The 23,011-nt window shown below is 61.1% G+C and carries 22 protein-coding genes; all 22 read right to left on the reverse strand.

Translation table 11 applies throughout. The annotated features are described in order from the left end of the window. Positions 1-213: 213 nt before the first annotated feature. Complete coding sequence (locus AVAK2825_RS21480; protein ID WP_284402493.1) at positions 214-738, reverse strand: phosphoribosyltransferase; 525 nt, start codon at positions 736-738, stop codon at positions 214-216. 52 nt (positions 739-790) lie between these two features. Then, complete coding sequence (locus AVAK2825_RS21485) at positions 791-2,167, reverse strand: adenylosuccinate synthase (protein WP_284402494.1); 1,377 nt, start codon at positions 2,165-2,167, stop codon at positions 791-793. A 29-nt stretch (positions 2,168-2,196) separates the two neighbouring features. Next, complete coding sequence (locus tag AVAK2825_RS21490; protein ID WP_284402495.1) at positions 2,197-3,345, reverse strand: ATP phosphoribosyltransferase regulatory subunit; 1,149 nt, start codon at positions 3,343-3,345, stop codon at positions 2,197-2,199. A 219-nt stretch (positions 3,346-3,564) separates the two neighbouring features. After that, positions 3,565-4,482: a protease modulator HflC gene (hflC, locus tag AVAK2825_RS21495; RefSeq protein WP_284402496.1), complete on the reverse strand. Its 918-nt coding sequence runs from the start codon at positions 4,480-4,482 to the stop codon at positions 3,565-3,567. A gap of 9 nt (positions 4,483-4,491) precedes the next feature. Next, positions 4,492-5,853, reverse strand: coding sequence for an FtsH protease activity modulator HflK (gene hflK, locus AVAK2825_RS21500; RefSeq protein WP_284402497.1), 1,362 nt, complete (start codon positions 5,851-5,853; stop codon positions 4,492-4,494). 52 nt (positions 5,854-5,905) lie between these two features. Continuing rightward, on the reverse strand, positions 5,906-7,084 hold the full coding sequence (gene hflX / locus AVAK2825_RS21505) for a GTPase HflX (protein ID WP_284402498.1): 1,179 nt from the start codon (positions 7,082-7,084) through the stop codon (positions 5,906-5,908). Between the two features lie 55 nt (positions 7,085-7,139). Continuing rightward, positions 7,140-7,394, reverse strand: coding sequence for an RNA chaperone Hfq (gene hfq / locus AVAK2825_RS21510; protein ID WP_284402499.1), 255 nt, complete (start codon positions 7,392-7,394; stop codon positions 7,140-7,142). Between the two features lie 100 nt (positions 7,395-7,494). Further along, positions 7,495-8,838 (reverse strand): ribosome biogenesis GTPase Der, encoded by a 1,344-nt coding sequence (gene der / locus AVAK2825_RS21515; protein ID WP_272568223.1) that lies wholly within the window; start codon positions 8,836-8,838, stop codon positions 7,495-7,497. Positions 8,839-8,851: 13 nt separating this feature from the next. Then, positions 8,852-10,024 (reverse strand): outer membrane protein assembly factor BamB, encoded by a 1,173-nt coding sequence (bamB, locus tag AVAK2825_RS21520; protein WP_502870581.1) that lies wholly within the window; start codon positions 10,022-10,024, stop codon positions 8,852-8,854. After that, a complete protein-coding gene (locus AVAK2825_RS21525) occupies positions 10,021-10,701 on the reverse strand; it encodes a YfgM family protein (protein WP_284402500.1) in 681 nt (226 codons plus the stop codon). The genes bamB and AVAK2825_RS21525 overlap by 4 nt, the downstream gene beginning before the upstream one ends. Before the next feature lie 12 nt (positions 10,702-10,713). Further along, on the reverse strand, positions 10,714-12,048 hold the full coding sequence (hisS, locus tag AVAK2825_RS21530) for a histidine--tRNA ligase (RefSeq protein ID WP_502870582.1): 1,335 nt from the start codon (positions 12,046-12,048) through the stop codon (positions 10,714-10,716). Between the two features lie 73 nt (positions 12,049-12,121). Then, positions 12,122-13,366 carry a flavodoxin-dependent (E)-4-hydroxy-3-methylbut-2-enyl-diphosphate synthase gene (ispG, locus tag AVAK2825_RS21535; RefSeq protein ID WP_284402501.1) on the reverse strand — a complete coding sequence of 415 codons (1,245 nt, stop codon included), beginning with the start codon at positions 13,364-13,366 and terminating at the stop codon, positions 12,122-12,124. A gap of 32 nt (positions 13,367-13,398) precedes the next feature. Beyond that, a complete protein-coding gene (locus AVAK2825_RS21540) occupies positions 13,399-14,325 on the reverse strand; it encodes a helix-turn-helix domain-containing protein (RefSeq protein WP_284402502.1) in 927 nt (308 codons plus the stop codon). Beyond that, positions 14,318-15,151: a type IV pilus biogenesis/stability protein PilW gene (pilW, locus tag AVAK2825_RS21545; RefSeq protein WP_442867365.1), complete on the reverse strand. Its 834-nt coding sequence runs from the start codon at positions 15,149-15,151 to the stop codon at positions 14,318-14,320. The genes AVAK2825_RS21540 and pilW overlap by 8 nt, the downstream gene beginning before the upstream one ends. 152 nt (positions 15,152-15,303) lie before the next feature. Continuing rightward, positions 15,304-16,425, reverse strand: coding sequence for a dual-specificity RNA methyltransferase RlmN (rlmN, locus tag AVAK2825_RS21550; RefSeq protein ID WP_272568220.1), 1,122 nt, complete (start codon positions 16,423-16,425; stop codon positions 15,304-15,306). Between the two features lie 87 nt (positions 16,426-16,512). After that, positions 16,513-16,938, reverse strand: coding sequence for a nucleoside-diphosphate kinase (gene ndk, locus AVAK2825_RS21555; RefSeq protein ID WP_272551858.1), 426 nt, complete (start codon positions 16,936-16,938; stop codon positions 16,513-16,515). Between the two features lie 101 nt (positions 16,939-17,039). Further along, entirely contained in the window at positions 17,040-18,494 is a 1,455-nt protein-coding gene (locus AVAK2825_RS21560) for a pseudouridine synthase (protein WP_284402503.1), read from the reverse strand. Beyond that, positions 18,491-19,258, reverse strand: a complete 768-nt coding sequence (gene scpB, locus AVAK2825_RS21565; protein WP_284402504.1) for an SMC-Scp complex subunit ScpB — start codon at positions 19,256-19,258, stop codon at positions 18,491-18,493. The genes AVAK2825_RS21560 and scpB overlap by 4 nt, the downstream gene beginning before the upstream one ends. Before the next feature lie 150 nt (positions 19,259-19,408). Beyond that, positions 19,409-20,425, reverse strand: coding sequence for an RluA family pseudouridine synthase (locus tag AVAK2825_RS21570; RefSeq protein WP_284402505.1), 1,017 nt, complete (start codon positions 20,423-20,425; stop codon positions 19,409-19,411). Continuing rightward, positions 20,422-21,312 carry a peptidoglycan DD-metalloendopeptidase family protein gene (locus AVAK2825_RS21575; protein ID WP_272568212.1) on the reverse strand — a complete coding sequence of 297 codons (891 nt, stop codon included), beginning with the start codon at positions 21,310-21,312 and terminating at the stop codon, positions 20,422-20,424. The genes AVAK2825_RS21570 and AVAK2825_RS21575 overlap by 4 nt, the downstream gene beginning before the upstream one ends. 11 nt (positions 21,313-21,323) lie before the next feature. Beyond that, positions 21,324-22,094, reverse strand: a complete 771-nt coding sequence (locus AVAK2825_RS21580) for a protein-L-isoaspartate(D-aspartate) O-methyltransferase (RefSeq protein WP_272568210.1) — start codon at positions 22,092-22,094, stop codon at positions 21,324-21,326. Further along, positions 22,091-22,885, reverse strand: coding sequence for a 5'/3'-nucleotidase SurE (gene surE / locus AVAK2825_RS21585; protein WP_284402506.1), 795 nt, complete (start codon positions 22,883-22,885; stop codon positions 22,091-22,093). The genes AVAK2825_RS21580 and surE overlap by 4 nt, the downstream gene beginning before the upstream one ends. Positions 22,886-23,011: the final 126 nt, after the last annotated feature.

Consider the following 23,011-nt stretch of genomic DNA (forward strand, 5'->3'; position numbering starts at 1 on the left):
GGCCTGCAAGGCCCCTCATGCACCCAGGCGCAGACCGCTGCTGGGCCTCATCACGCTCAAACGGCTACTGGCGCCCACTCCTCCCTATTCGGATTCGTCAAACATGGGGTTGTGAGAGGCTCCCAAAAGGGATGGAAACTGACCGTCCGCATCAAAAATATGTCATCAGGGGTTGTGAGATGCTCCCTCTTAACATAGAGCTCTCACATAAAATTATAATCGCCATTTATCCATTAATTTCTCAGGACTCAGATTATCATAACCTTCAAAAGGCTGATGAATCCACGGATTCGTGGTTAAAAATTCAACAGAATAATCCGGAGTGAAGCTTGAAATTGCTTTAGTCCAAACTACCGCACTACGTAGCTCAACAATAGGAGTGTATTGAGTCTTCAACAACTCTATAACCGCATTCAAAGTATGTCCGGAATCAGCCAAATCATCCACCAAAAGTACTCTACCCGCAATTTCACCTTTTGGTGTTGTGATAAATCTTGCAATATCCAAGTACCCCTGAATTGTCCCCGCTTCTGCACGATATGAACTAGTGGACATGATTGCAAGCGGCTTGCTAAATATTCGACTTAAAATATCGCCAGGACGCAACCCACCACGGGCGAGACACAAAATCGTATCAAACTCCCAGCCAGACTGGTGAATCTTAAGTGCCAATTTCTCAATCAAGCTATGATATTCATCATAACTCACATATAGATGCTTACCGTCTTCCGTTAACATTTAAAACTCCTGATTCATTCATCAGACTCACACAGTGACTAACTAGTAAATTTCAACTTACCAAGTATGGGTTATGCAATGTAATGGTGTGGTCTCGATCAGGACTCGTGGAAATCATAGCAATTGGAACTCCAGTCACCTCCTCAATTCGCTCCAAATACCTTCTCGCATTAGCAGGTAGCTCTTCATATTTTGTCACTCCCACAGTCGATTCAGTCCAACCGGGAATTGACTCATAAATGGGAGTGCAGCGGGAAATATCCTCTGCTCCCATCGGTAAAATTTCGATGTACGCTCCATCAAGCTCATACCCTGTGCAAAGCATGAGTTCCGACAATCCATCTAAAACGTCCAGCTTCGTGATACAGAGCCCTGTCAGTCCATTGACTTGGGCACTTCGCTTCAAAAGTGCTGCATCGAACCAACCACAACGGCGACTGCGGCCTGTAGTGACGCCTTTTTCCGCGCCTACCGTACTCATGTGATAACCCGGTGTACCAGGAACCTCCCAATCCAGCTCCGTAGGGAAAGGACCTCCTCCAACCCGCGTGCAATAGGCTTTGGTGATGCCCAAAACATAGTGAAGCAGGTTGGGACCCACGCCAGATCCCGCAGCAGCATTGCCAGCGACACAATTGCTAGATGTCACATAGGGGTAAGTGCCATGGTCTACATCCAGCAAGGTTCCCTGTGCACCCTCAAAAAGCAAATTGGCTCCCGCTACATGGGCAGCATTCAATTCGCTAGATACATCTGCAATCATGGGAGCAAGCAGTTTCGCATGTTGCATAGCCTCGTCGAAGACTGCATTGAATTGCACTTCTCCGTCAACCAAATAGGGGGCCAACGAATCACCAAAAACAAAAGAGCCGGAGTTTAAAAAAGTCTTGAGAACATGGTTATGCAGTGCCAGCAACTCACGCAGCTTTTCAGCAAAACGGGCTGGATACTTCAGGTCTTGGACACGAAGTGCGCGTCGAGCAATTTTGTCTTCGTAAGCAGGACCAATGCCACGACCTGTTGTTCCTATTTTTTCGGTCCCCTGGTGCTCTCGTGCAGCCTCTCGAGCCACGTCGATGGCTACGTGAAAGGGTAAAATGAGTGGGCAGGCTTCGCTTACTCGAAGGCGCGATCGAACCTCAACCCCAGCTTTTTCCAAGCCTTTTATTTCTTCAAACAACTTGGCAACCGACAGCACGACACCATTGCCGATGTAGCATTTGACGCCCGGCCGCATGATGCCACTCGGAATCAGGTGCAAGGCCGTCTTGACGCCATTGATGACCAAAGTGTGACCTGCATTGTGCCCGCCTTGGAAACGAACAACACCTTGGGCGCTTTCTGTAAGCCAATCAACCAGCTTTCCCTTGCCTTCATCACCCCATTGGGTGCCTACAACGACTACGTTCCGACCTTTGGTTGCTTTCATTTCAAACCCGATTCAATATAGCTAATGCTTCAGATAACTTTCACGATCCAACGGTCGGCAACTTTAGCCAACTCCCGGTCGTAACGAAACTCGTCGAACTCACTCTCATTACCAGGAAAAACGCACACAACGGTCTCACCGCGGCTACGCAAATCAGCGACAGCCTCGTTGACGGCGGAATCTTGCATCCATGGGGCCCTGATGGCAGTTTTCAACGCCCGTGGAGAGACGACGCTTACCAGTTGTTTGATATCCAAGCTAAACCCGGCTGCAGGACGGTTACGGCCAAAAACCGCTCCAACTTCATCGTACCGACCACCACGAACCACAGCGTCGCTCGCTCCCTTTGCATAGATGGTGAACCGAGTTCCGCTGTAGTAGGCATACCCTCTCAAATCCGCCAAATCAAATGTGACGTTGGCCCCTACAAGATGAGCGGCCAAAGATCGCAAATTGGTTAATATTTCGTCCACGCCGGGAACGTGATGAAGCGCTTCCTGTGCTTCGTCCAAAACAGAAACGTCACCATACAACTGCAGCAGCGCCTTCAGCCCCTCACGCGATGTCGAAGGGAAGTCGCGCGTAAGACTTGCCAATTCGCTCCCATCTTTGGCAGCAAGTGCGGCATGCACTCTGCGTACCGCATGCGCGTCCAAAGAGAGATTTGTAAGAAGACGCCGCACGATGCGTACATCTGCCAAATCTACGCTGGTGTCACGAACTTCGGCCACGCGTAGACATTGCAGCGCAAGCAAAACCGCCTCTAGGTCAGCTTCCAGACCCGCGTGACCATAAATTTCGGCGCCAAATTGAAGCGGCTCTCTCGTTGCATGGGGGCGATCAGGCCTCGTATGAAGCACAGGCCCGCAATAGCACAGCCGCGTAACACCTTTGCGGTTGAGCAAATGGGCATCAATGCGTGCAACCTGCTGTGTCATATCGGCGCGTACGCCCAAGGAGCGCCCCGACAACTGATCGACCAGCTTGAAGGTCTGAAGGTCGAGCGCCTCACCCGTGCCCGTCAACAACGACTCCAAATGTTCCATCAAGGGAGGCATGACTAACTCATAGCCGTAGCCCTGAGCGGTGTCTATCAGCCCGCGACGTAGTTCTTCGATGTGTCGAGCCTCGGAAGGCAAGACATCGGCAATGTGATCCGGCAGGACCCAAGCAGACATGGAAAGTGGGAGGCTGTTAAAAACGCGATTCTACCGGCATGACCGTCCGCAGTGGCCACCTCCACCCACAGCAGCGAACTGACCAAGCGGTCATATGCATGCGTCATCGATGCGATGACTCAATAGACCACGTGCGGCGCCGAATTTCTGTACTAAGACAACAGCACCGGAAGTCACAAAAAAGTAAGCGCGCCCAGCGAGAGCGCGCTATCCATGGACCTACTTACGAGTCGCGGATGTAGGCGCAGCGCCAGAGCTAGCGCCACCTCCACGGAAAGCTTTGAAAAATTCAGTGGAGGAAGGGTCTACCACCATGACATCGCTCTTCTTATTGAAGCTCGACTTGTAAGCTTCCAAGCTGCGATAGAACTGCGCAAATTGCGGGTCACGTCCAAAAGCTTCTGCATAAACGCGAGCAGCTTCTGCATCACCTTCGCCCTTCACCTTCTGGGCATCGCGATATGCGTTGGCAATCGCGACTTCACGCTGACGGTCTGCATCCGCTCGGATTTTTTCGCCCTCTGCCGCGCCTGTGGAACGCAGTTCGTTGGCCACTCTCTTGCGCTCTGCTTCCATGCGTCGATAAACAGACTCTGTGATGGCCTCGACATAGTCCACGCGGGTGATGCGAACATCAACGACATCGACGCCCCAAGGCTTGGCACCTTGAACGACCTCCAGCACCTCGCGCTTCACGTCCGACATCAAAGCATCACGCTTAAGTGACAACAACTCCTTGACGGTCCGCTTGTTGACTTCTTCCTGGAAGGCGTTACGCACGACCCGATTCAACTGCAGCGCTCCGGCATTCTCATCAAGGCCGACGTTGCGAATGTAAGCTGACGGATCTGAGATCCTCCAGCGCACATACCAGTCAATGACCACCCGCTGCTTTTCGGCAGTCAACATCGACTCGGTGTCAGTACTGTCAAGTGTCAACAACCGCTTGTCGATGTATCGCACATTCTGAAAGGGCGGGGGCATCTTGAAGTTAAGACCTGGCTCCGTAATCACATCTTTGATTTGACCCAGTTGGTACACCACACCGAATTGGCGCTGGTCCACCACAAACAAGGTTGAGCTCAAGAGAGCAAGCAAAACCAAGACAGTAGAAACGAAAAATCCGACTCTGTTCACAATGCGCTCCTATCGAGACTCGCGCTCACGCGTACGGCTGGAGTCCCGCGCACGGGGGTCAGCGGGAAATGTGGAAGCAGTTCCCGACGGCGGAACAGCAGACGACGCCGCTGGCGGCAAGGAATCATTCGACGCTGCAGCACCAGTCTGCGCGACACCCTGCATGATCTTGTCCAAAGGCAAGTACAACAGATTCGAGCCCTGACGGGACTCCACCAGCACTTTGGTGACGTTCGTGTAGATCTGCTGCATCGATTCGATGTAGAGGCGGTCCCTGGTCACCTGGGGCGCCTTTTGATACTCAGCAAGCAGCGAACTGAATCGCTGCGCATCGCCCTGGGACTGAGCCACAATCCGCGACTTGTAGGCTGCTGCTTCCTCAGCCAACCGAGAGGCCGACCCGACCGCGCGAGGGATGACATCGTTGGCATATGCTTGAGCTTCATTCTTGGCCCGCTCCCGCTCCTGCCCCGCCTTCAGAACATCATCGAAAGCTGCCTGCACTTGCTCAGGAGGACGCACCCCTCCCTGCTGCAAATTGATGCCCACCACTTCGACACCAACCTTATAGCGATCCAAGATCGTCTGCATGAGAGTGCGCACCCTTGGCGCAATTTGATCTCGCTCTTCGGCCAAAGCGGTATCCATCCGCATCTTGCCGACGATCTCCCGCACCGCAGTCTCAGCTGCTTGCACCACGGCATCTGATGGGTTACGGCTCTCAAACAACCAAGCTCTCGCATCGTTCAAACGGTACTGCACGGCAAATTTGATTTCGACGATATTCTCGTCTTCAGTCAGCATTGCCGATTCACGCAAGCCGGTGCTTTTGATCACCACATCCCGGCCGACATCGGCAGACCGGATTTGCGTCACGAAAACGAGTTCGTGACGCTGGATCGGATAAGGCAGCCGCCAGTTGAAACCGGCGTTCACGGTGCTCTTGTATTTTCCAAACTGTGTGATGACGGCCTGCTGACCTTCTTGCACAATAAAAAATCCGGTCCCAAGCCAGATCAACACGGCAATTGCGGCAATCAAGCCAATGCCGAAACCCGCATTTTTCATGTCCGGCTGGAAACCGCCGCCTGCAGGACCACGGCCTCCACCCTGCTTCCCCCCAAAGAGACCGCCCAGCTTGCGGTTGAGGTCACGCCAGAGTTCATCCAGGTCCGGTGGCTGACCAGCGGTGTTTTTGTCACGTCCTCGATGACCCGAGGGGGGCGTGGATGGGGGACGCTCCGAATCGGAGTTTCCCGTGCCATCGTTCTTATCATCGCCACGACCCCAACGGGGGTCATTCAGATTCAACATTCCCCGGATGCGCTCAGGCAATATGGCCCAGCGCGGGGTACGGCTTTGAGGATTCATTCGCAAAATCTCTGTTTCTCTGAATACGTGAACAAAGCGGCATTGTGCCCAATCAGGCACTATCTGGAGGCAATTCAGCATCGGCACCTAGGGTCATGGATGCCGGCTGGGCTTTGGGCACGCAGTCCGACAATCCGCGCCTCAAGGAGGGAAGCCCCTCTCCAGAGCCAGCACTCAGGAAGAACCGCTGAACGGGGGTACCTTGCATGTCGTAGATGTCATTCAGGACTTCCGGCCGTTGCTCGGGCGACAACATGTCCAGCTTGTTGAAAACCAGTATCTGGGGCACGTTCGCAGCGCCGATTTCAGAGAGCACCCGCTGGACTTCCATAATTTGCTCTGGAAAGTTGGGATTCGATGCATCTACCACATGCAGCAAAAGATCTGCATCCACCGCCTCCTGGAGAGTGGCCTGGAACGCATCAATCAATCCATGGGGAAGATCACGAATGAACCCCACGGTGTCCGACAAAGACACCGATCGCCCAGCCTCTGCAAGATAGAGTTGGCGAGTCGTCGTATCCAATGTGGCAAACAGCTGATCTGCGGCGTACGCTCGCGCCTTTACCAGTGCATTGAACAGTGTGGATTTACCGGCGTTCGTGTACCCCACCAACGATATGTTGAAAGTGTCCCGGCGCTCGCGCTGGCGTCGCTGTGTGGAGCGCTGACGCTTGACCTTTTCTAGTCTTTCGCGTGTGCGCTTGATCGACTCACCGATCATTCTTCGATCAAGCTCGATCTGTGTTTCGCCTGGCCCACCCCGGGCTCCGATGCCCCCACGCTGACGCTCCAGATGGGACCAGCGTCGGACAAGTCTGGTGCTCAGGTATTGGAGTTTTGCCAACTCCACTTGCAGCTTGCCTTCATGGCTTCTGGCACGCTGGGCAAAGATTTCCAAGATCAACAACGTTCGATCATTGACTGGAAGATCCAGATGCCGTTCGAGATTGCGTTGTTGCGCTGGACTCAAGGCCTGGTCAAACAGCACTTCCACCGCCTGATGCATCTGCGCAAGCAGCCGGATCTCGTCCGCCTTGCCACTGCCTACAAACAAGGCGGCATCAGGGGCTTTCCGCTTGCAGGTGATTCGCGCCACGGGATTCAATCCCGCTGTCTGCGCAAGCAGACCCAACTCTTCCAACTCAGCGTCGAAATGGGGCAAACCAAAATCAACGCCAACCAAGATGACCGGCGTCTTGGGAGAGGCAAGCGTATCGTATGAACTCAAGACGGCCCGCCCAGAGGCATGTTCGCTACATGCCCGACGGGCATACCACCTTCGTTCAAGAGTTACCGGCCTCGGCGTCGGACGCTTCAGCCGTCGAGAAGTTGACAGCGCGACCTGGGACGATGGTGGAGATGGCGTGCTTGTAGACCATCTGGGTGACCGTGTTACGCAGCAGCACCACGTATTGGTCGAATGATTCGATCTGGCCCTGAAGCTTGATGCCGTTCACGAGATAGATCGAGACGGGTACATGCTCGCGACGAAGCGCGTTCAGGAAGGGATCTTGAAGAAGTTGGCCTTTGTTGCTCACGATATTCTCCGTGTTCAGGAATATTGTTGTAAAGCGGCACCTTACCACAGCTGTAGAGGCGCCGAAGGAAAACCGAGGAAACCCCTCGCAGGGTCCTGGGCTAGTGGTCGCCCTTATCGGTGAAGGGGTTGTGCGACGTCTTCAACTCGATGCGAAGGGGGGTCCCGACCAGATCGAACTCCTTGCGGAAACGGCCTTCTAGGAAGCGTTTATACGCTTCCGTGACATGCTCCAACGAATTGCCATGGACCACGATGACAGGCGGATTCATGCCGCCTTGATGGGCGTATCGCAACTTGGGCCGGAACATGCCAGAACGCTTGGGCGCCTGGAACTGCACCGCCTCCAGCAGCAACCGCGTCAATACGGGCGTGGACATCTTGCACATCGCCGCTTTCTGGGCCTGCACGATGGATGTCCACAAAGGGCCTAACCCCTGGCGCTTCTTTGCTGAAATGAAATGCAACGACGCAAACTTGAGGAACGACAACCGCGTCTCGATGGAGCGCTCCAGCAGTTGGCGACCGTAGTCGTCCATGGCATCCCATTTGTTGACTGCCAAAACCACCGCGCGACCACTTTCAAGAATGTATCCAGCAATGTGCGCATCCTGGTCGGTGACCCCCTGCGTCGCATCGAGAACAAGAAGCACCACATTGGCGGACTCAATGGCTTGCAGTGTCTTCACCACGGAGAACTTCTCGATGGCTTCGAACACCTTACCTTTTCGACGCAAGCCTGCGGTGTCGACGAGCTCAAAGCGCTGGCCATTACGCTCGAAAGGAACGGAAATGGCGTCTCGCGTGGTCCCTGGCATATCGAATGCCACCAAGCGCTCCTCGCCCAGCCACGTATTGATCAGGGTGGACTTACCGACATTCGGGCGGCCAGCTACCGCAAGCTTGACCACGCTCTTGTCTTCGGCTTCCGCGTCTTCGTCCGGATCCGGCAAGTGGAGAGGCTCCAGAGCCAACTCAACCAAGCTGCGAATACCCTGTCCGTGGGCTGCTGAAATGGGATAGATCTCTCCCAACCCCAGCTCATAGAACTCGACGAGCTGCACCCCCTCGCGCATTCCCTCGGCCTTATTGCCGACAAGGAGACAAGGCTTGCCCAAGCGCCGCAGGTAGTTGGCGATGTCATGGTCCTGAGCAGACAACCCGGCGCGGGCATCGACGACAAAGATGACGACATCGGCCTCAGCGACAGCCTGCTGTGTCTGCTTGGCCATCTCGCGGTAAATGCCGCTGGCGGCATCGGGCTCGAAGCCTCCGGTGTCGATCACGATGTATTCGTGCTTGCCCTGCTTTCCGTTCCCGTAGTGCCGGTCGCGCGTCAAGCCTGCGAAGTCGGCAACGATCGCATCCCTCGATTTCGTCAGCCGGTTGAAGAGCGTGGATTTGCCCACATTGGGGCGACCGACCAAAGCGATGACTGGTTTCATCCAGATCAACCCGTCAATCCGGGCGGAAGCCGTAAACGCCGCCATTGCGCGTTACGACCACCAGAGTGCTCCCTGCCGCCACCGGCGCTGCAGCGATGCCTGAACCATCCGTCGTCATCCGATTCAGCGGTGAGCCATCTTCACGCGAGAGCAGGTGCACCAAGCCCGTGTCGTCACCGACGACGACCGACCTGCCAAGCAACAGCGGTGCGGTCAAGCGCCGGTATTGAAGTCGGTCCGAAGACCAGGCACGCGAGCCATCGGCACGCCGCCAAGCAATCACCACCCCGTTGCTCTCTGTGCCGAAAATCGAGGTGTCATCGCCGTGAATGCCTTCCGTTCCATTGGCCGGCTGCGTCCAGGCCACGGTACCTCGCACCGTGTTCACACAACCCACAGTAGACACGAAAGCGCGGGCACAAACACTGTCGCCTTCGCGGCTTGTGCGCCCGACCAATTCAACCAGCCGCTCGACATCATTGGTCCCTCTGGGGCTGGCCAGCGGCGCTTCCCAACGCACCGTGCCATTGTCAGGATTGAATCCGACCATCCGGCCCGCCAGTCCCGCGACCAGCGTGTCGCCTACAGCCGTCAATACACCCGACTGGCGCAACACCAGCGGCTCTCCCGGCCTGGGTTGATTCCACAAACGAAGCCCCGTCGCAGCATCAAACGCCGAAACGGACCGATCGGCCGCCAGGACGAAGATGCGATTGCCCGCCACCAACGGCGCTGTGTACGCTTGCGCGGACAGCGGCTTGCGCCAAATCTCACGGCCATCGGACAAGGCAATCAACTGGTTATCGACGGAGACCACAGCGGCCCACTTGCCGTCGCTGCCCACACCAGCAGACAAAGGTGTGCCAAGGCTGGCTCGCCAGACATCACCGCCGGTGCGCGCATCGACGGCAACGACCACGCCATCCGCAGAAGCCACCGTCACCGTGTTGCCATTGACATGCACATCGAGCGGCAGCCGACCGATGGCGCCCACTTTCGACGTCCACGCTTGGCGCACACCGATCACTGGCACGTTCGCACCCAACTCGGCGGGCTTCGGCTTTGCGGGACCGCCCCACAGAGAGCAACCGGTCAACAGTAGAAAGCACGCCGTTGCCACGGCAGCGACCGCTGCGCGTGGTGCACCCAAACGTGTTGCCTGAAAATCCATGTGACTGCGCATCATTTGGAATCTCCCGCAGTCGCTGCCGAGGCCACGAGTTGTGGCTGCACACCCAGGGCATTGAGCTTCACCTCGACCAAGCGGCGGTACTCCATGCCCTCTTCCAGCGATTTGTAGGCACGCTGGTATTCAGCGATGGCTTCCGGCTTCTTGTCCAGCAGCACCAATGCGTCGCCCTTGCGGTCCGCGACCAAAGCATCGAACTCTGCAGGAAAACTTCCAGACAACTGCTTCAACGCTTCGTCGTATGCCTTCTGGTCCATCAGCAAGCTGGCAAGCCGCAGTTTGGCTAGTGCCTTGTAGCCCGCATCCGAAGCATTGTCCGCAACCCAAGCCAGGGCCGCCTTGGCACCGTCTGGATTGCCGCTTTCCACCAAGCTTTTGGCTACCAGAAGGCCGGCTTGCCCCGCCTTTGTCGTACCGCCATACCGCGATTTGAGGTCGCCGAAAGCCTGCTCCAAGCGCGGGGTGTCTTTTGCCTGCGCAGCCGTTTCCACGGCATCAGACAGCGCAGCCGCCTGTGCCGCCTGTCGGTTCTGCCAGTACTGGTATCCATTCCATGCCGCAAACGCGCCGAAAACCAATACCAGGATGCCACTGATCAGCGTGCCCCAGGTATTCCAGAAATGCTTGAGTTGGTCAAGCTGCTCTTGTTCTTCAAGATCGAGGTGATTTGCCATGTAGGGTCTCTGTTAGCGGGGGGATTGTAGAGTGGGCGCCCAGTCGGGCAGCGCATCGAGCGCCCGCTCCACCTGGTCACCCCCGCCTTCCCGCAGCGGTTTGATCGTTACGGCCGATCGCACAAGCTCGTCAGCACCAAAGATCAATGCGTGCCTGCAGCCGCTGGCATCGGCCTTCTTGAACTGCGATTTCATGCTACCCATGCCTTCGCCCCGAACCGCAGGGCTGTGCATCTGCACGCTCACGCCCAAGGCCCGCAACTGCTGCAGCACGGCCATGACAGCGGGCAACGACTTTTCGTCCGGCACGATGGCATAGGCATCGGCCAACAGCATGGGCGGGGCCGCTTCCTGCTCTTTGACGAGTTCCAGCACACGCTCGACTCCAAGAGCCCAGCCCACCGCCGGCGCGGGCTTGCCTCCAATTTGCTCGAAGAGATAGTCGTAGCGCCCCCCGCCGCAAATGGTGCCTTGGGAGCCGAGTTGCTCCGTCACGAACTCAAAGACCGTGAGGTTGTAGTAGTCCATGCCCCGGACCAGGCGCGGATTGACGGTCCAGGCCACGCCATTCGCATCAAGGATGGCCTTGACGGTGTCGAAGTGGCGCCTGGATTCTTCGCCAAGGTAGTCCAGTAGTTTGGGAGCCGCTTGCACCAAGCTCTGCATGGCCGGATTCTTCGTATCCAGGATGCGCAGGGGATTGCTGTGCAGGCGGCGGCGAGCATCCTCGTCCAAAAGCTCGGAATGGCCTTCCAGATAGGCGATGAGCGCCGCACGGTGGGCTTTGCGCTCTTCAGGCTGCCCAAGGCTGTTGAGTTCCAGGCGAACGTCTTTCAGGCCCAGCTCCTTCCAGAGTGCATCCGCCAGCAGGATCAGCTCGGCGTCGACCTCGGCGCCATGGAAACCCATGGCTTCGGCACCGACCTGGTGAAACTGCCGGTAGCGCCCCCGCTGGGGCCGCTCATGGCGGAACATCGGCCCCATGTAGTACAGGCGCTTGCCACCGTCGTACAGCATCGAATGCTCCGCTGCGGCACGAACGACGCCTGCCGTCGCCTCGGGACGCAGCGTCAGATGCTCACCGTTCAAACGGTCTTCAAACGAATACATTTCCTTTTCGACGATATCGGTCACTTCGCCCAAGCCACGCACGAACAGCGCCGTCGGTTCGACGATGGGTGTTCGCACATTGCGATAGGCATATCGGGCCATGAGTGCCCGCACCTTGTCCTCCAGCCATTCCCAGCGCGCCGAGTCGAGGGGAAGAATATCGTTCATGCCTTTGACGGCCACCAATTTGCTTGTCTTTGGCAGAGGATTGCTTGTCTTGTTGCTCACGGAATGCATCAATGGTTAAGTGACTGGCGCGCCAGCAGCGGCCTGCGCATGCGCGGGCTCGGAAGGCGGCTTTCAATTCAGATCAAGAAGCAGCGACCGCCGTGCTGAAGCGGTCGGCGATGTAGCGTTCGACGAGCTGCTGGAACTCCTGCGCGATATTGTCGCCGCGCAGGGTCAACGCCTTCTCTCCGTCGATGAAGACGGGCGCGGCCGGGGCCTCTCCGGTGCCCGGCAAGCTGATGCCGATGTCGGCGTGCTTGCTTTCACCCGGACCGTTCACGATGCAGCCCATCACCGCCACCTTGATCTTTTCGACCCCGGGGTATTTGAGTCGCCAGACCGGCATCTGCGACCGCAGAAAGTCATCGATCTGCTTGGCCAACTCCTGAAAGGTGGTGCTGGTCGTGCGCCCGCAACCGGGGCATGCGGTCACGCTGGGCACGAACATGCGCAAACCCAGCGCCTGCAAAATTTCGGAAGCAACGACGACTTCCTGGGTGCGGGCCTCGCCAGGCTGCGGCGTTAGGGAGACGCGGATGGTGTCGCCGATGCCTTCCTGCAAAAGAATCGACAAGGCCGTGGTGGATGCCACGGTTCCCTTGGTGCCCATACCCGCTTCGGTCAGGCCCAGGTGCAAGGCGTAGTCGCAACGCTTTGCCAACTCACGGTACACGGACACCAGATCCTGCACTCCGCTGACCTTGCACGAGAGGATGATCTGGTTGCCATCCAGCCCCATTTCCTCGGCGCGCTTCGCCGATTCGATGGCCGATGTGATCAGCGCTTCATACATGACCTGCCGCGCATCCCAAGGAGACGGCCGCCGATTGTTGGCATCCATGAGCTCGGCGAGCAACTCCTGGTCGAGGCTGCCCCAGTTGACGCCGATGCGCACGGCCTTGTCCCAGCGCATCGCCGCGTCGATCATCTGGCCGAACTGGCGGTCGCGCTTGTCGCCCTTACCGACATTGCCGGGGTTGATGCGGTACTTGGACAGCGCCTGGGCGCAATCGGGGTATTCGGTCAGCAGCCGGTGCCCGTTGTAATGGAAGTCTCCTACCAGCGGAACGGTTTCGCCCATGCGATCGAGCTGCTCACGGATATAGGGGACCGCCGCAGCCGCTTCGGGCGTGTTCACGGTGATCCGGACGAACTCGGAACCGGCCTGCGCCAGTTCCTTGATCTGTATCGCCGTGCCGATTGCATCGACGGTGTCGGTATTGGTCATGGACTGCACGCGCACGGGTGCGTCTCCGCCCACCGTGACCACACGCGAGCCCCAGGTGATTCGGGCTTGCCGCGAGCGTCGCGGCTGGGGCGCAGCCATCGCAATCGGAAAAGCGGGCGTTAATAAAGGGTTCACGGTTTCACCTCAAATCGAGCAACGTTTTCGCGCGAAACGGTTTTGAGCTCCAAAGGCTTGCCGTGGACCACCACTTCAGTGACGTCGGCCTTACCGATGACCACGGACCATGGCGGGGTTCCCGGAACCGTCACGCTCTCGCCGGCCGCCAAGACACGCTGAAGGACGGTGGCTCCCGCCGCACTGCGCACCTGAACCCACGATTCTCCGCGCGTGCGAATGACCAGGGCGGCATCCGGACTACCTGCCGGTGCGGATGCCGGGGCCTCAGGCGCGGCCACTGCAGCCGTCGCCGCGGGCGATACACTCGATGGGCTTGCCATGGAAGATGGTGCAGAAGCCGACGGGGCTGGAACCGAAAGTGCAGTCACTGGCTGGGCAGGACTGGCAGCATCGCCGCCCTTGGCGCCTTCGGCTTCCGGGGCCGTACCTGTCGCCGACACTGTTTCATTGCCGGCCACGCCATCAGGCCGATGGGGCCAAAGCAGAACGGCAGCAGCGCCCACCAGCAACACGATCACCGCGAAGATGGCGGTGCGGGAACCCGATCCGCTGGAAGACGACGCCAACTGGCCGCTGCCAGGCTTGAACGATGCATTGATGCCTCGGTGCGCCGACAGCGCAGGTGGCTGATTGCGCGGTAGCAGCGCCAGCACGGGTGCGGGATCCACCTTGAGCGTGCGGCACATGCTGGAGGCCAGGGCACGCACAAAAACCACGTCCGGAAAAACCTCGAAGTAACCCGCTTCCAAGGCTTCCAGCTTGTGCACCGGCACCTTGAGGGCCACGGCCAGTGCCGCAATGTGCACGCCAGCGGATTCGCGGGCTTGCCGCAGCATCAGCCCTGCGGCCACGCTGTCCTGGGTTGGCGAGACTTCACTGTCCACAGGCTGTCCATCGTGCCCCACCACCGGCTCATTCATTGAACGCCCCTCGGTCATATGCCATCAATTCTTTGGAGTCAGGAAAACGCTTGCGCAGTTGTTCGGCGAGTTGCCGCATCGCCACCGAATCACTCAACGCCCGCTCGATCTTGATGCCCAGCCAAAGCGATTCCGCATTGGCGAACTCGCTGTTGTTCAGGCGGCGAATGTAGAACTGCGCACGCTTGATCTCGCCGCGGCGAAACATGAGCGACGACAGGTTGTATCCCACCACAGGGTTGCCCGCATCCAGTTCATACGCCTTGAGCAGTGTCTGCTCGGCTTCTGCGATCTGCCCGGCACGCTCCTGGCAAAGGCCTTGGGCCATGAGCGTCTTGCTGCGGGCGGTATAGGTCCGGCTGGCCAGGGCCCGCTCGAAATACTGCTGGCTTTCCGCGTACTTCTGCTGCTGGCACAGAAGCCAGCCATAGTTGTGCAGCAGGTTGGGCTCGGACGGGTGAAAGCCGAGTGCACGGCGAAAGCTCTCTTCCGCCAGCGGCAGATCCCCCAGGCGCAGATAAATCAGCCCGCGCAGGTTGTAGGCATCACCGTACGACGGGTCTGTGGTCAGCGATTGGCGTACTTCGTCCAGCGCCACCGTGGTCTGGCCCATCTCGAGGTAATTGGCGGCCAGCTCCAACCGGAGCCTGGCGCGGCGGCGGGTTTCCGTCTCTTCCGACGGCGTGACGTACTCCGCACTGCCAGACGAGGCATTCGAGCCGCCAGAGGCCGCGCACCCACCCAGGCCCGCCAACCCGACCGCAGCAAGGCACAAGGCCATCGCCCATCGGGCATGCCGCTCAACAACCGCGACCGATCTCGTCATGTAGATCCTTCCTGCTCAAAGGCAATGCGTGCCATGCGCCAGCTTCCGGAAAAGGTGATTTGAAAATCCCAATGGCGGCATCGCTTCACCCCTTCGTCCGTCACGGCGTTTTCCGAGATGGCGGGCCCAAGGGGGTCAGCCGCACCGGAAAATCACGTCACAGGCTTGAGCACGATGGTGCGCTGCTTGGCCATGCGCTCGGCGGCCCGGGTTCGGTCTTTCACATCTCCCGCCAACTGGCCGCACGCGGCGTCGATATCGTCGCCACGCGTTTTGCGCACGGTCGTAACGATACCCGCATCACTCAACAACTTTGCGAAAACCGCAACTTGCTGCGGGGTCGATCGGTGCAGGCCGGAAGCAGGAAAGGGGTTGAATGGAATCAGGTTGAACTTGCAGCGAACACCCTGCCCATGGCGGGGTCGCACCAGATCGATGAGTTGCCGGGCATGTTCTGCCTGGTCGTTCACGCCATCGAGCATGCAATATTCGAAGGTGATGAAATCGCGCGGCGCATGCGCCAGATAGCGCTGGCAGGCATCCAGAAGCTCCTGCAACGGGTATTTACGATTGAGCGGCACCAGGTTGTCACGCAGCGGATCGTTGGGCGCGTGCAGCGAAACAGCCAGCGCCACAGGGCAGTCCTGGGAAAGCCGATCCATCATGGGAACGACACCCGAGGTCGACACCGTCACGCGGCGCCGGGACAGGCCATAGCCGTGATCGTCCAGCATGGCACGCAACGCGGGCACGAGGGCGGTGTAATTCTGCAGCGGCTCACCCATGCCCATCATCACGACGTTGGAGATGACGCGCTCTTCGCTGCCCAGCCTTCGGCGCAGTGCATGCTCCGCGAACCACAACTGGGCGATGATTTCGCCCGTCGTCAGGTTGCGGCTGAAACCTTGGTGTCCGGTGGAGCAGAAACGGCATCCCACGGCGCATCCGGCCTGGGAAGAAATACACAGGGTGCCCCGGTCATCCTCTGGGATGAACACGGTTTCGACCGCATTGCCGTCACCCACGTCGAACAGCCACTTGACCGTGCCGTCCGTCGAAACATGTTCGCTCACGACCGGCAATGCCTGCACATGGGCGCAGGACTTCAGTTTTTCCCGCAGCGACTTCGCCAGATCGCTCATCTGGTCGAAATCGTGCGCGCCCCGCTGGTGAATCCAGCGGAACAATTGGGTCGCCCGAAAACGCTTCTCCCCCAGCTGCTCGCAAAACGCAGCCAGACCGTCGAGGTCGAAGTCAAGGAGATTGGTGGTCATCGGAGCGAAGGCTGTTCACGTCGATCACCGCCCCCTGCACTGGGCGCGCGGCCTGGGCAGCGCTCCGGCGCAAGGGTGGATCGCATATCAGCGCGAGTAGATGTTGAGGCCAGGGAAGAAGAAAGCCACTTCTGCCTGAGCGGTTTCCAAGGCGTCGGAACCGTGCACGGCGTTGGCATCGATGCTGTCTGCGAAGTCAGCGCGGATCGTGCCGGCTTCTGCCTTCTTGGGGTCGGTGGCGCCCATGAGTTCACGGTTCTTCAGGATGGCGTTCTCGCCTTCCAGGGCCTGGATCATCACAGGGCCGGAGATCATGAAGTCCACCAGGTCCTTGAAGAAAGGACGCTCCTTGTGCACGCCGTAGAACTGTTCGGCTTCCAGGCGCGACAGGTGGGCCATGCGTGCTGCGACCACCTTCAGGCCAGCGGCTTCGAAGCGGGCGTAAATTTGGCCGATGACGTTCTTGGCCACTGCGTCGGGCTTGATGATGGAGAGGGTGCGTTCGATAGCCATGTTGATTTTCCTGGAGAGTGGTTGATCTATTTGAATTTTTCGCCCTGCGGACAAAGCCCTCGATTCTAACTGGGCGGATTAATTCCCCAAGGCGCGAAGGTTCAGCGACCGCCGCGGCGCGGCGGGCCGTTGCGTTTCTGGTCCTGCCGGTAGCGCGACAGGCTGTCCGTGCCGATGTAGCCCACCGACGTCTTCATCGGATCCGGCTGGCTGCCCGTGCCGCCACCGCCGCCCTGGCGCCCACCGGGTGCGCCGTCCTTGCCGCGCCCTGCGCCCGGTCCATAGCCCGGCTTGCGCGCAGAAGATGGCGCGGCCGCATCGCGCGGCGTGCCATTGTTGCGACCGCGGGGCCCGCCACGGCGCAAGCCGCTTTTGCGGTCCGCAGGTCCGGCAGGTGCCTCGACCGTCTCTCTGGGGGCCTTGTTGCCACCACCCACGGCCTGCATGAGCGCGCGGATATCGCGCTCGTCCAGTTCCAGCCACGCGCCGCGCTTGAGTCCGCGGGGCAGCATCATCGCGCCGTAGCGGATGCGGATGAGCCGGCTGACCGCATGGCCCACGGCCTCCAGCATGCGCCGGACTTCGCGGTTGCGGCCTTCGGAGATGGTCACGCGATACCAGCAGTTGGAGCCTTCGCCGCCGCCATCCTCGATAGAGCCGAACGAAGCCATGCCGTCGTCGAGCTGCACGCCGTCGAGCAGCCGCTGCTTCTCTTCGTTGCTGAGTGCGCCCAGCACCCGCACGGCATATTCACGCTCCAGGCCAAAGCGGGGGTGCATCAACTGGTTGGCCAGCTCGCCCGAACTGGTGAACAGCAACAAGCCCTCGGTGTTCAGGTCCAGCCGCCCCACGGACTGCCACTTTCCATGGGCGAGCCGCGGCAGCTTGCGAAACACGGTGGGCCGGTTCTGGGGATCGTCGTGCGTCACCACTTCGCCCGCTGGCTTGTGGTACGCGATGACCCGGGCGGGAGGGGGATCGATGCGGTAGCGAATGGGCCGGCCATTCACTTTCACCTGATCGCCGAACTGCACGCGCTGACCGATGTGCGCCGGCTCGTTGTTGACCGAAATGCGGCCTTCCAGGATCAATTGCTCCATTTCCAGGCGAGAGCCCAGCCCCGCCTGGGCCAACACCTTGTGCAGCTTGGGCGTTTCCACCTGCGGCAGCAGGACGCGGCGCGGCGGCACAGCATCGGCTGCCGTTTCGTCCTCGTCCAGGCGGCCGGACACCACGTCGGCGAACTGATATCCCGGCGTGGTACGCGCCCCCGCAGCAGGGCGAGGCCCCGAAGGGCGCTCCGATCTGGTTGAAGCAGGTTCAGTCCGCCCCGGCGCAGGGGCAGCCTCCACCGCCGTCCCATCCGGTGCAGCGACAGCCTCGGCATCCTGCGCGGACTCGGCAGAAGCCTCCACCGGCTGGCCTGCTGCCGCGTCGGACTCCTTCGGCGCCTTCTTGCGGGGCGGCTTGCGGGTCGCGGGCTTCTTCACGCTGGCGTCTGCCTCGGCGGGCAACGCGGGCTGGTCGTCGGCAGGTTCTGAAATGGGATCGTTCATGGGAGACTCTCTGGTGTGCCGTTATCGGCGTCTTTTGGCTTCTCGTGCGAGGGGGCCAGCACGTCTTCTTCGTCGGATGGGCGCGGCGTGTCTTCTGTGGACGGGCCGGTGACCGGCTCCGTTTCGGAGCCCTGCGGCACCGAAGGCACCGCCTCTGCCACAGGGGGGTCATCCCCTGGCGCCGGGTCGGCAGGTGCGTCGAGCGGCAAGGTGCCGCCAGAACCCAGCGCTTCGAGCACGCTGTCCTGCACGGCCGGATTTTCCATCACGGGCAACTGGTCGAGCGACTGCAGCCCGAGGTCGTCCAGAAACTGCCGCGTGGTGGCGAACAGGGCGGGCCGGCCCACGGTTTCGCGGTGCCCGATGACCTCCACCCAGCCACGGTCTTCCAGCTGCTTGATGATCAGGCTGTTCACGGTCACACCGCGGATGTCCTCGATGTCGCCCCGCGTCACCGGCTGCCGGTAGGCAATGATGGCCAGCGTTTCCAGGGTGGCCCGGGTGTAGCGCGGCGGCTTTTCCGGATGCAGCCGGTCCAGGTACTCGCGCATTTCGGGACGGCTCTGGAAACGCCAGCCCGTCGCGACCTGCACGAGCTCCACGCCCCGCAATGCCCAGTCCTGCTGGAGTTCCAGCAGGATGGTTTTCAGGGTATCGGTTCCGAGAGCGTCGTTGAAGAGCGTGCGCAACTCGCGCAGGGTCGCCGGTTGCGGAGCGCAGATCAGCGCGGTTTCAAGGACCCGTTTGGCGTCCACCGTATTCATGGTTCAGCAATTGCGGGGAAAGGGACGCCACGTGTCGAAAAGGGCGCCATGCCTGTCAAAGGGTTCGTTCAGCGGGACCGCACGCAAAGACCTTGGTGCTGTTCCCAGCCCTGCAGTGTGTCCATGCGGGCGAGTCGGCTGGTACAGCCGCTAGGCGCGATTGTAGCGCAGGCCCCAAAAATCCAGGGCGTTTTCCATGTCCGGCGGCAGAGGCGCATGGAACTCCATCGGCTCACCCGTCATGGGATGGGCGAAGGCCAACCGGTACGCGTGCAGCGCCTGCCGGGAGAGCCCCCCCGCCGCTTCCCCGCCGTACAAGGCATCGCCCACCAGGGGATGGCGAAGCGAGGCCATGTGCACCCGGATCTGGTGCGTGCGCCCGGTGTGCAGCGTGCAGCGCACGAAGCAGACCGGATCGACGCTGTCGAGCAGGGCAATGTCCGTGCGCGCGGGCTTGCCCGACTGCGTGGCCAGGTCCACCACGGCCATGCGCAGGCGGTTGCGCGGGTCACGGCCGATGCTTCCCTCGACCACGCGCTGCTCCGGCCCGCTCCAGGGGCGGTGGCCGATGGCGAGGTACTGCCGGCTCACTTCGCGGGCGGCGATCATGCGCACCAGCGCATCCATGACGCCCCGCTCGCGCGCCACGACCATCAACCCGCTCGTGTCCTTGTCGAGCCGGTGGACGATGCCCGCCCGGGGCACCAGCAGCGCCTTGGGATCGCGGGCCAGCAGGCCGTTGAGCAAGGTCCCGCTCCAGTTGCCGGGCGCGGGGTGAACGACGAGCCCCGCAGGCTTGTGGATCACCAGCAGGTGCGCATCCTCGAACACCACGTCGATGGGCATGGACTCCGGCCGGAAGGCCTGGCTCTGCTGGGTGGGCCGCAGTTCCACCGCCACCACATCGCCCGCCTTGACGCGGGCCGCAGGCTTGGCCGCGGCCTGCCCGTTGAGCAGAACGCCCCCCTGGGCCAGCAATTGCTGCAGATAGCTGCGCGAAAACTCGGGCACCTGATCGGCCAGCGCCCGGTCCAGGCGCTCGCCGTGCTGCGACTCGCCGATGGCGAACTGGCGAATCTCCTGCGAGGCTTCGCCGCCCTCTTCCAGGTCTTCGGTGCCGGCCTCCCCCTCGGGGAGCAGGCCGGGGCCGGACGGCAGCGTGCTCAACGCGCCGGCAGGTAGCGGGACGGATCGACCGGCTTGCCCTGGCGGCGGATCTCGAAGTGCAGCTTCACCCGGTCGGTGTCGGAGCTGCCCATTTCGGCGATCTTCTGGCCGCGGCGCACCGTCTGGTCTTCCTTCACCAGCAGGGTCTGGTTGTGGGCGTAGGCCGTCAGGTAGGTGTTGTTGTGCTTGAGGATCACGAGGTTGCCGTAGCCACGCAGGCCGGCGCCGGCATAGACGACCCGTCCATCCGCGGAGGCGAGCACGGGGTCGCCCGCCTTGCCGCCGATGTCATAACCCTTGTTGCGGGCCTCGTCGAAACCCGCCACCAGCGAACCCGACGATGGCCAGATGAACGCCATGTCGTCTTCGCCGCCGGTTGCCGCAGGCGCGGGGCTGGGCGCAGGAGCGGGGGCGGCGGCCACGGCGGGGGCCGATGCGCCGGGCTTGGCACCGCTGGCGGGGGTGGCCGGGGCGATCGCGGACGAGGTGACCGGGCGGGTGACCACGCCGGTATCACTGGCCACCGAGGGCGCTGGCGTGGCCGAAGGCGCGGCCACGCGGAGCACCTGGCCAACCTCGATGAGGTTGGCGTTGTCCAGGTTGTTCCAGCGGGCGATGTCCTTCCAGCTTTGGCCGTTTTCCAGGCCGATGCGAATCAGGGTATCTCCTGGCTTGACCGTGTAGTAGCCGGGTTTGCCGGCGTTTTCAGCACCGGGCAGGGGCTTGGCCGCGGGAGCGACCACCATGCCGGGCTGGGAGGCGGATGTGGAAGCGGACGTGCCACGATCTTCCACCGGTGCCCTGTTGACGCGGGTACCGCAACCCGTCAGCACCAAGGCTGCGAGCGCTACCGAACCCCAACCAACAAGACCACGCGTAACCAACATAAGCAATCCCTTCAGGCAATCCCCGATTTTAGGGGGACAAAATGAACGGCCTCCAAAACGTTCTGTTTCAATCCGTGCGCCGTTTTGTCGATGACCAGCAACACCTGGTGGCCGCCGGCGCCCACCATGGGCGCCACGAGGCGGCCACCCACGGCCAGCTGGTCGATCCACGCCTGAGGGAGGGTCTCGCCGCCTGCCGCGGCGATGATGGCCGCATACGGCGCGCCTTTCGCATAGCCCACCGTGCCGTCGCCGAAGATGAGGTGCACGTTCGCGAGGCGCCAGGGACGCAGGTTGTCGCGCGCCTTCTCGTGCAACGCGCGCAAACGTTCGATGGTGTACACCTCGCGGGCCACGCGCCCCAGCACTGCGGCCTGGTAGCCACAGCCGGTGCCGATCTCCAGCACGCGCCCCAGCCCGGCGGCACGCGCGCCCTCCGCGCCCAGCAGCAGCTCCGTCATGCGGGCGACGATGCTCGGCTTGGAGATGGTCTGGCCCAGCCCGATCGGGAGGCTGGTGTCTTCGTAGGCCTGGTTGACGAGGGCGGTGTCCACGAAGCGGTGCCGCTCCACCGAGCCCATGGCCTGCAGCACGGCTGGCGATGCGATGCCCGAGGCCGCCAGGCGCTGCACCATGCGCGCGCGCACGGCGGCCGAATCGAGCCCCACGCCCTGCGGCATGGGCGGGGCATCGCGGCGCGGCGCGGGCTGCGATGGCGGCCGGGGCGCAGCGCCCGGCGGCGGGTCGATGCGGGCCGGAAAGCCGGGGCGGCGCTGGGTCATCGGGCGGGGGCCGGCGTGGTAGCGGCGGGCGCGTCGGGCACCAGGCGCGCCGCGGTCTGCGTCCAGTAGCCCAGGCCTTCGTGGTCGGTCAGGTCCACCTTCAAAGGGGTGATGGCCACATGGCCCTGGGCCGTGGCATGGAAGTCCGTGCCCTCGGCGTCGTCCTTGGCCGCGCCCGCGCCGCCGATCCAGTACATGACCTCCCCGCGCGGGCTCTGCTGCTCGATGACGCGCTCGGCCGCATGGCGGCGGCCCAGGCGGCACAGCCGCAGGGGCCGCAGTGCATCGAACGGCAGGTTGGGAATGTTCACGTTGAGGAGCCAGGGCGCCTCGCCCACCAGGCTCTGCGCCTGCATCTGCTCGACGATCTCGCGCGCCTTGCGGGCGGCGGATTCGATCTCGCCCCAGCCCTTGTCCACCTGCGAGAACGCGATGGCCGGAATGCCGAAGAGGTAGCCCTCCATCGCGGCGCCCACGGTGCCGGAGTAGATGGTGTCGTCGCCCATGTTGGCGCCGTTGTTGATGCCCGAGACGACCAGATCGGGCCGGTAGCCGAGCAGGCCGGTGAGCGCGATGTGCACGCAGTCCGCCGGGGTGCCGTTCACGTACCGGAAGCCGTTGGCCGCCTGGTGCACGTACAGCGGCGAATGCAGCGTGAGCGCATTGGACTTGGCGCTGTTGTTGTGTTCCGGCGCCACCACCTCGACGTCCGCGATGGTCTTGAGCGCATCGTGCAGGGCCACGATGCCGGGTGCCTGGTAGCCGTCGTCGTTGGAAATGAGGATCTTCATGGGTGGCAGGAAGCAGGGTGCGAGCGATTGTAGGCCGCGTCCGACACGGCGCGGCCGGGCCTGCTCCCGACTGCCCGCCCCTGCCGCCGGCCGCCGTCGCTCCAGGGACTCGCCACGCCGGTCCCC

It is taken from the genome of Acidovorax sp. SUPP2825, assembly GCF_030158995.1.
Taxonomy (GTDB): Bacteria; Pseudomonadota; Gammaproteobacteria; order Burkholderiales; family Burkholderiaceae_C; genus Paracidovorax.

What these genes read in the sequence shown, in the direction of transcription:
- ispG (WP_284402501.1), bottom strand. Translation starts at nt 13,366, where the DNA reads ATGGCTGCGCCCCAGCCGCGACGCTCGCGGCAAGCCCGAATCACCTGG.
- surE (WP_284402506.1), bottom strand. Translation starts at nt 22,885, where the DNA reads ATGAAGATCCTCATTTCCAACGACGACGGCTACCAGGCACCCGGCATC.
- AVAK2825_RS21485 (WP_284402494.1), bottom strand. Translation starts at nt 2,167, where the DNA reads ATGAAAGCAACCAAAGGTCGGAACGTAGTCGTTGTAGGCACCCAATGG.
- AVAK2825_RS21540 (WP_284402502.1), bottom strand. Translation starts at nt 14,325, where the DNA reads ATGAATGAGCCGGTGGTGGGGCACGATGGACAGCCTGTGGACAGTGAA.
- AVAK2825_RS21575 (WP_272568212.1), bottom strand. Translation starts at nt 21,312, where the DNA reads ATGTTGGTTACGCGTGGTCTTGTTGGTTGGGGTTCGGTAGCGCTCGCA.
- hisS (WP_502870582.1), bottom strand. Translation starts at nt 12,048, where the DNA reads ATGCATTCCGTGAGCAACAAGACAAGCAATCCTCTGCCAAAGACAAGC.
- bamB (WP_502870581.1), bottom strand. Translation starts at nt 10,024, where the DNA reads ATGATGCGCAGTCACATGGATTTTCAGGCAACACGTTTGGGTGCACCA.
- AVAK2825_RS21560 (WP_284402503.1), bottom strand. Translation starts at nt 18,494, where the DNA reads ATGAACGATCCCATTTCAGAACCTGCCGACGACCAGCCCGCGTTGCCC.
- ndk (WP_272551858.1), bottom strand. Translation starts at nt 16,938, where the DNA reads ATGGCTATCGAACGCACCCTCTCCATCATCAAGCCCGACGCAGTGGCC.
- der (WP_272568223.1), bottom strand. Translation starts at nt 8,838, where the DNA reads ATGAAACCAGTCATCGCTTTGGTCGGTCGCCCCAATGTGGGCAAATCC.
- scpB (WP_284402504.1), bottom strand. Translation starts at nt 19,258, where the DNA reads ATGAATACGGTGGACGCCAAACGGGTCCTTGAAACCGCGCTGATCTGC.
- AVAK2825_RS21490 (WP_284402495.1), bottom strand. Translation starts at nt 3,345, where the DNA reads ATGTCTGCTTGGGTCCTGCCGGATCACATTGCCGATGTCTTGCCTTCC.
- AVAK2825_RS21525 (WP_284402500.1), bottom strand. Translation starts at nt 10,701, where the DNA reads ATGGCAAATCACCTCGATCTTGAAGAACAAGAGCAGCTTGACCAACTC.
- AVAK2825_RS21480 (WP_284402493.1), bottom strand. Translation starts at nt 738, where the DNA reads ATGTTAACGGAAGACGGTAAGCATCTATATGTGAGTTATGATGAATAT.
- pilW (WP_442867365.1), bottom strand. Translation starts at nt 15,151, where the DNA reads ATGACGAGATCGGTCGCGGTTGTTGAGCGGCATGCCCGATGGGCGATG.
- AVAK2825_RS21580 (WP_272568210.1), bottom strand. Translation starts at nt 22,094, where the DNA reads ATGACCCAGCGCCGCCCCGGCTTTCCGGCCCGCATCGACCCGCCGCCG.
- rlmN (WP_272568220.1), bottom strand. Translation starts at nt 16,425, where the DNA reads ATGACCACCAATCTCCTTGACTTCGACCTCGACGGTCTGGCTGCGTTT.
- hflK (WP_284402497.1), bottom strand. Translation starts at nt 5,853, where the DNA reads ATGAATCCTCAAAGCCGTACCCCGCGCTGGGCCATATTGCCTGAGCGC.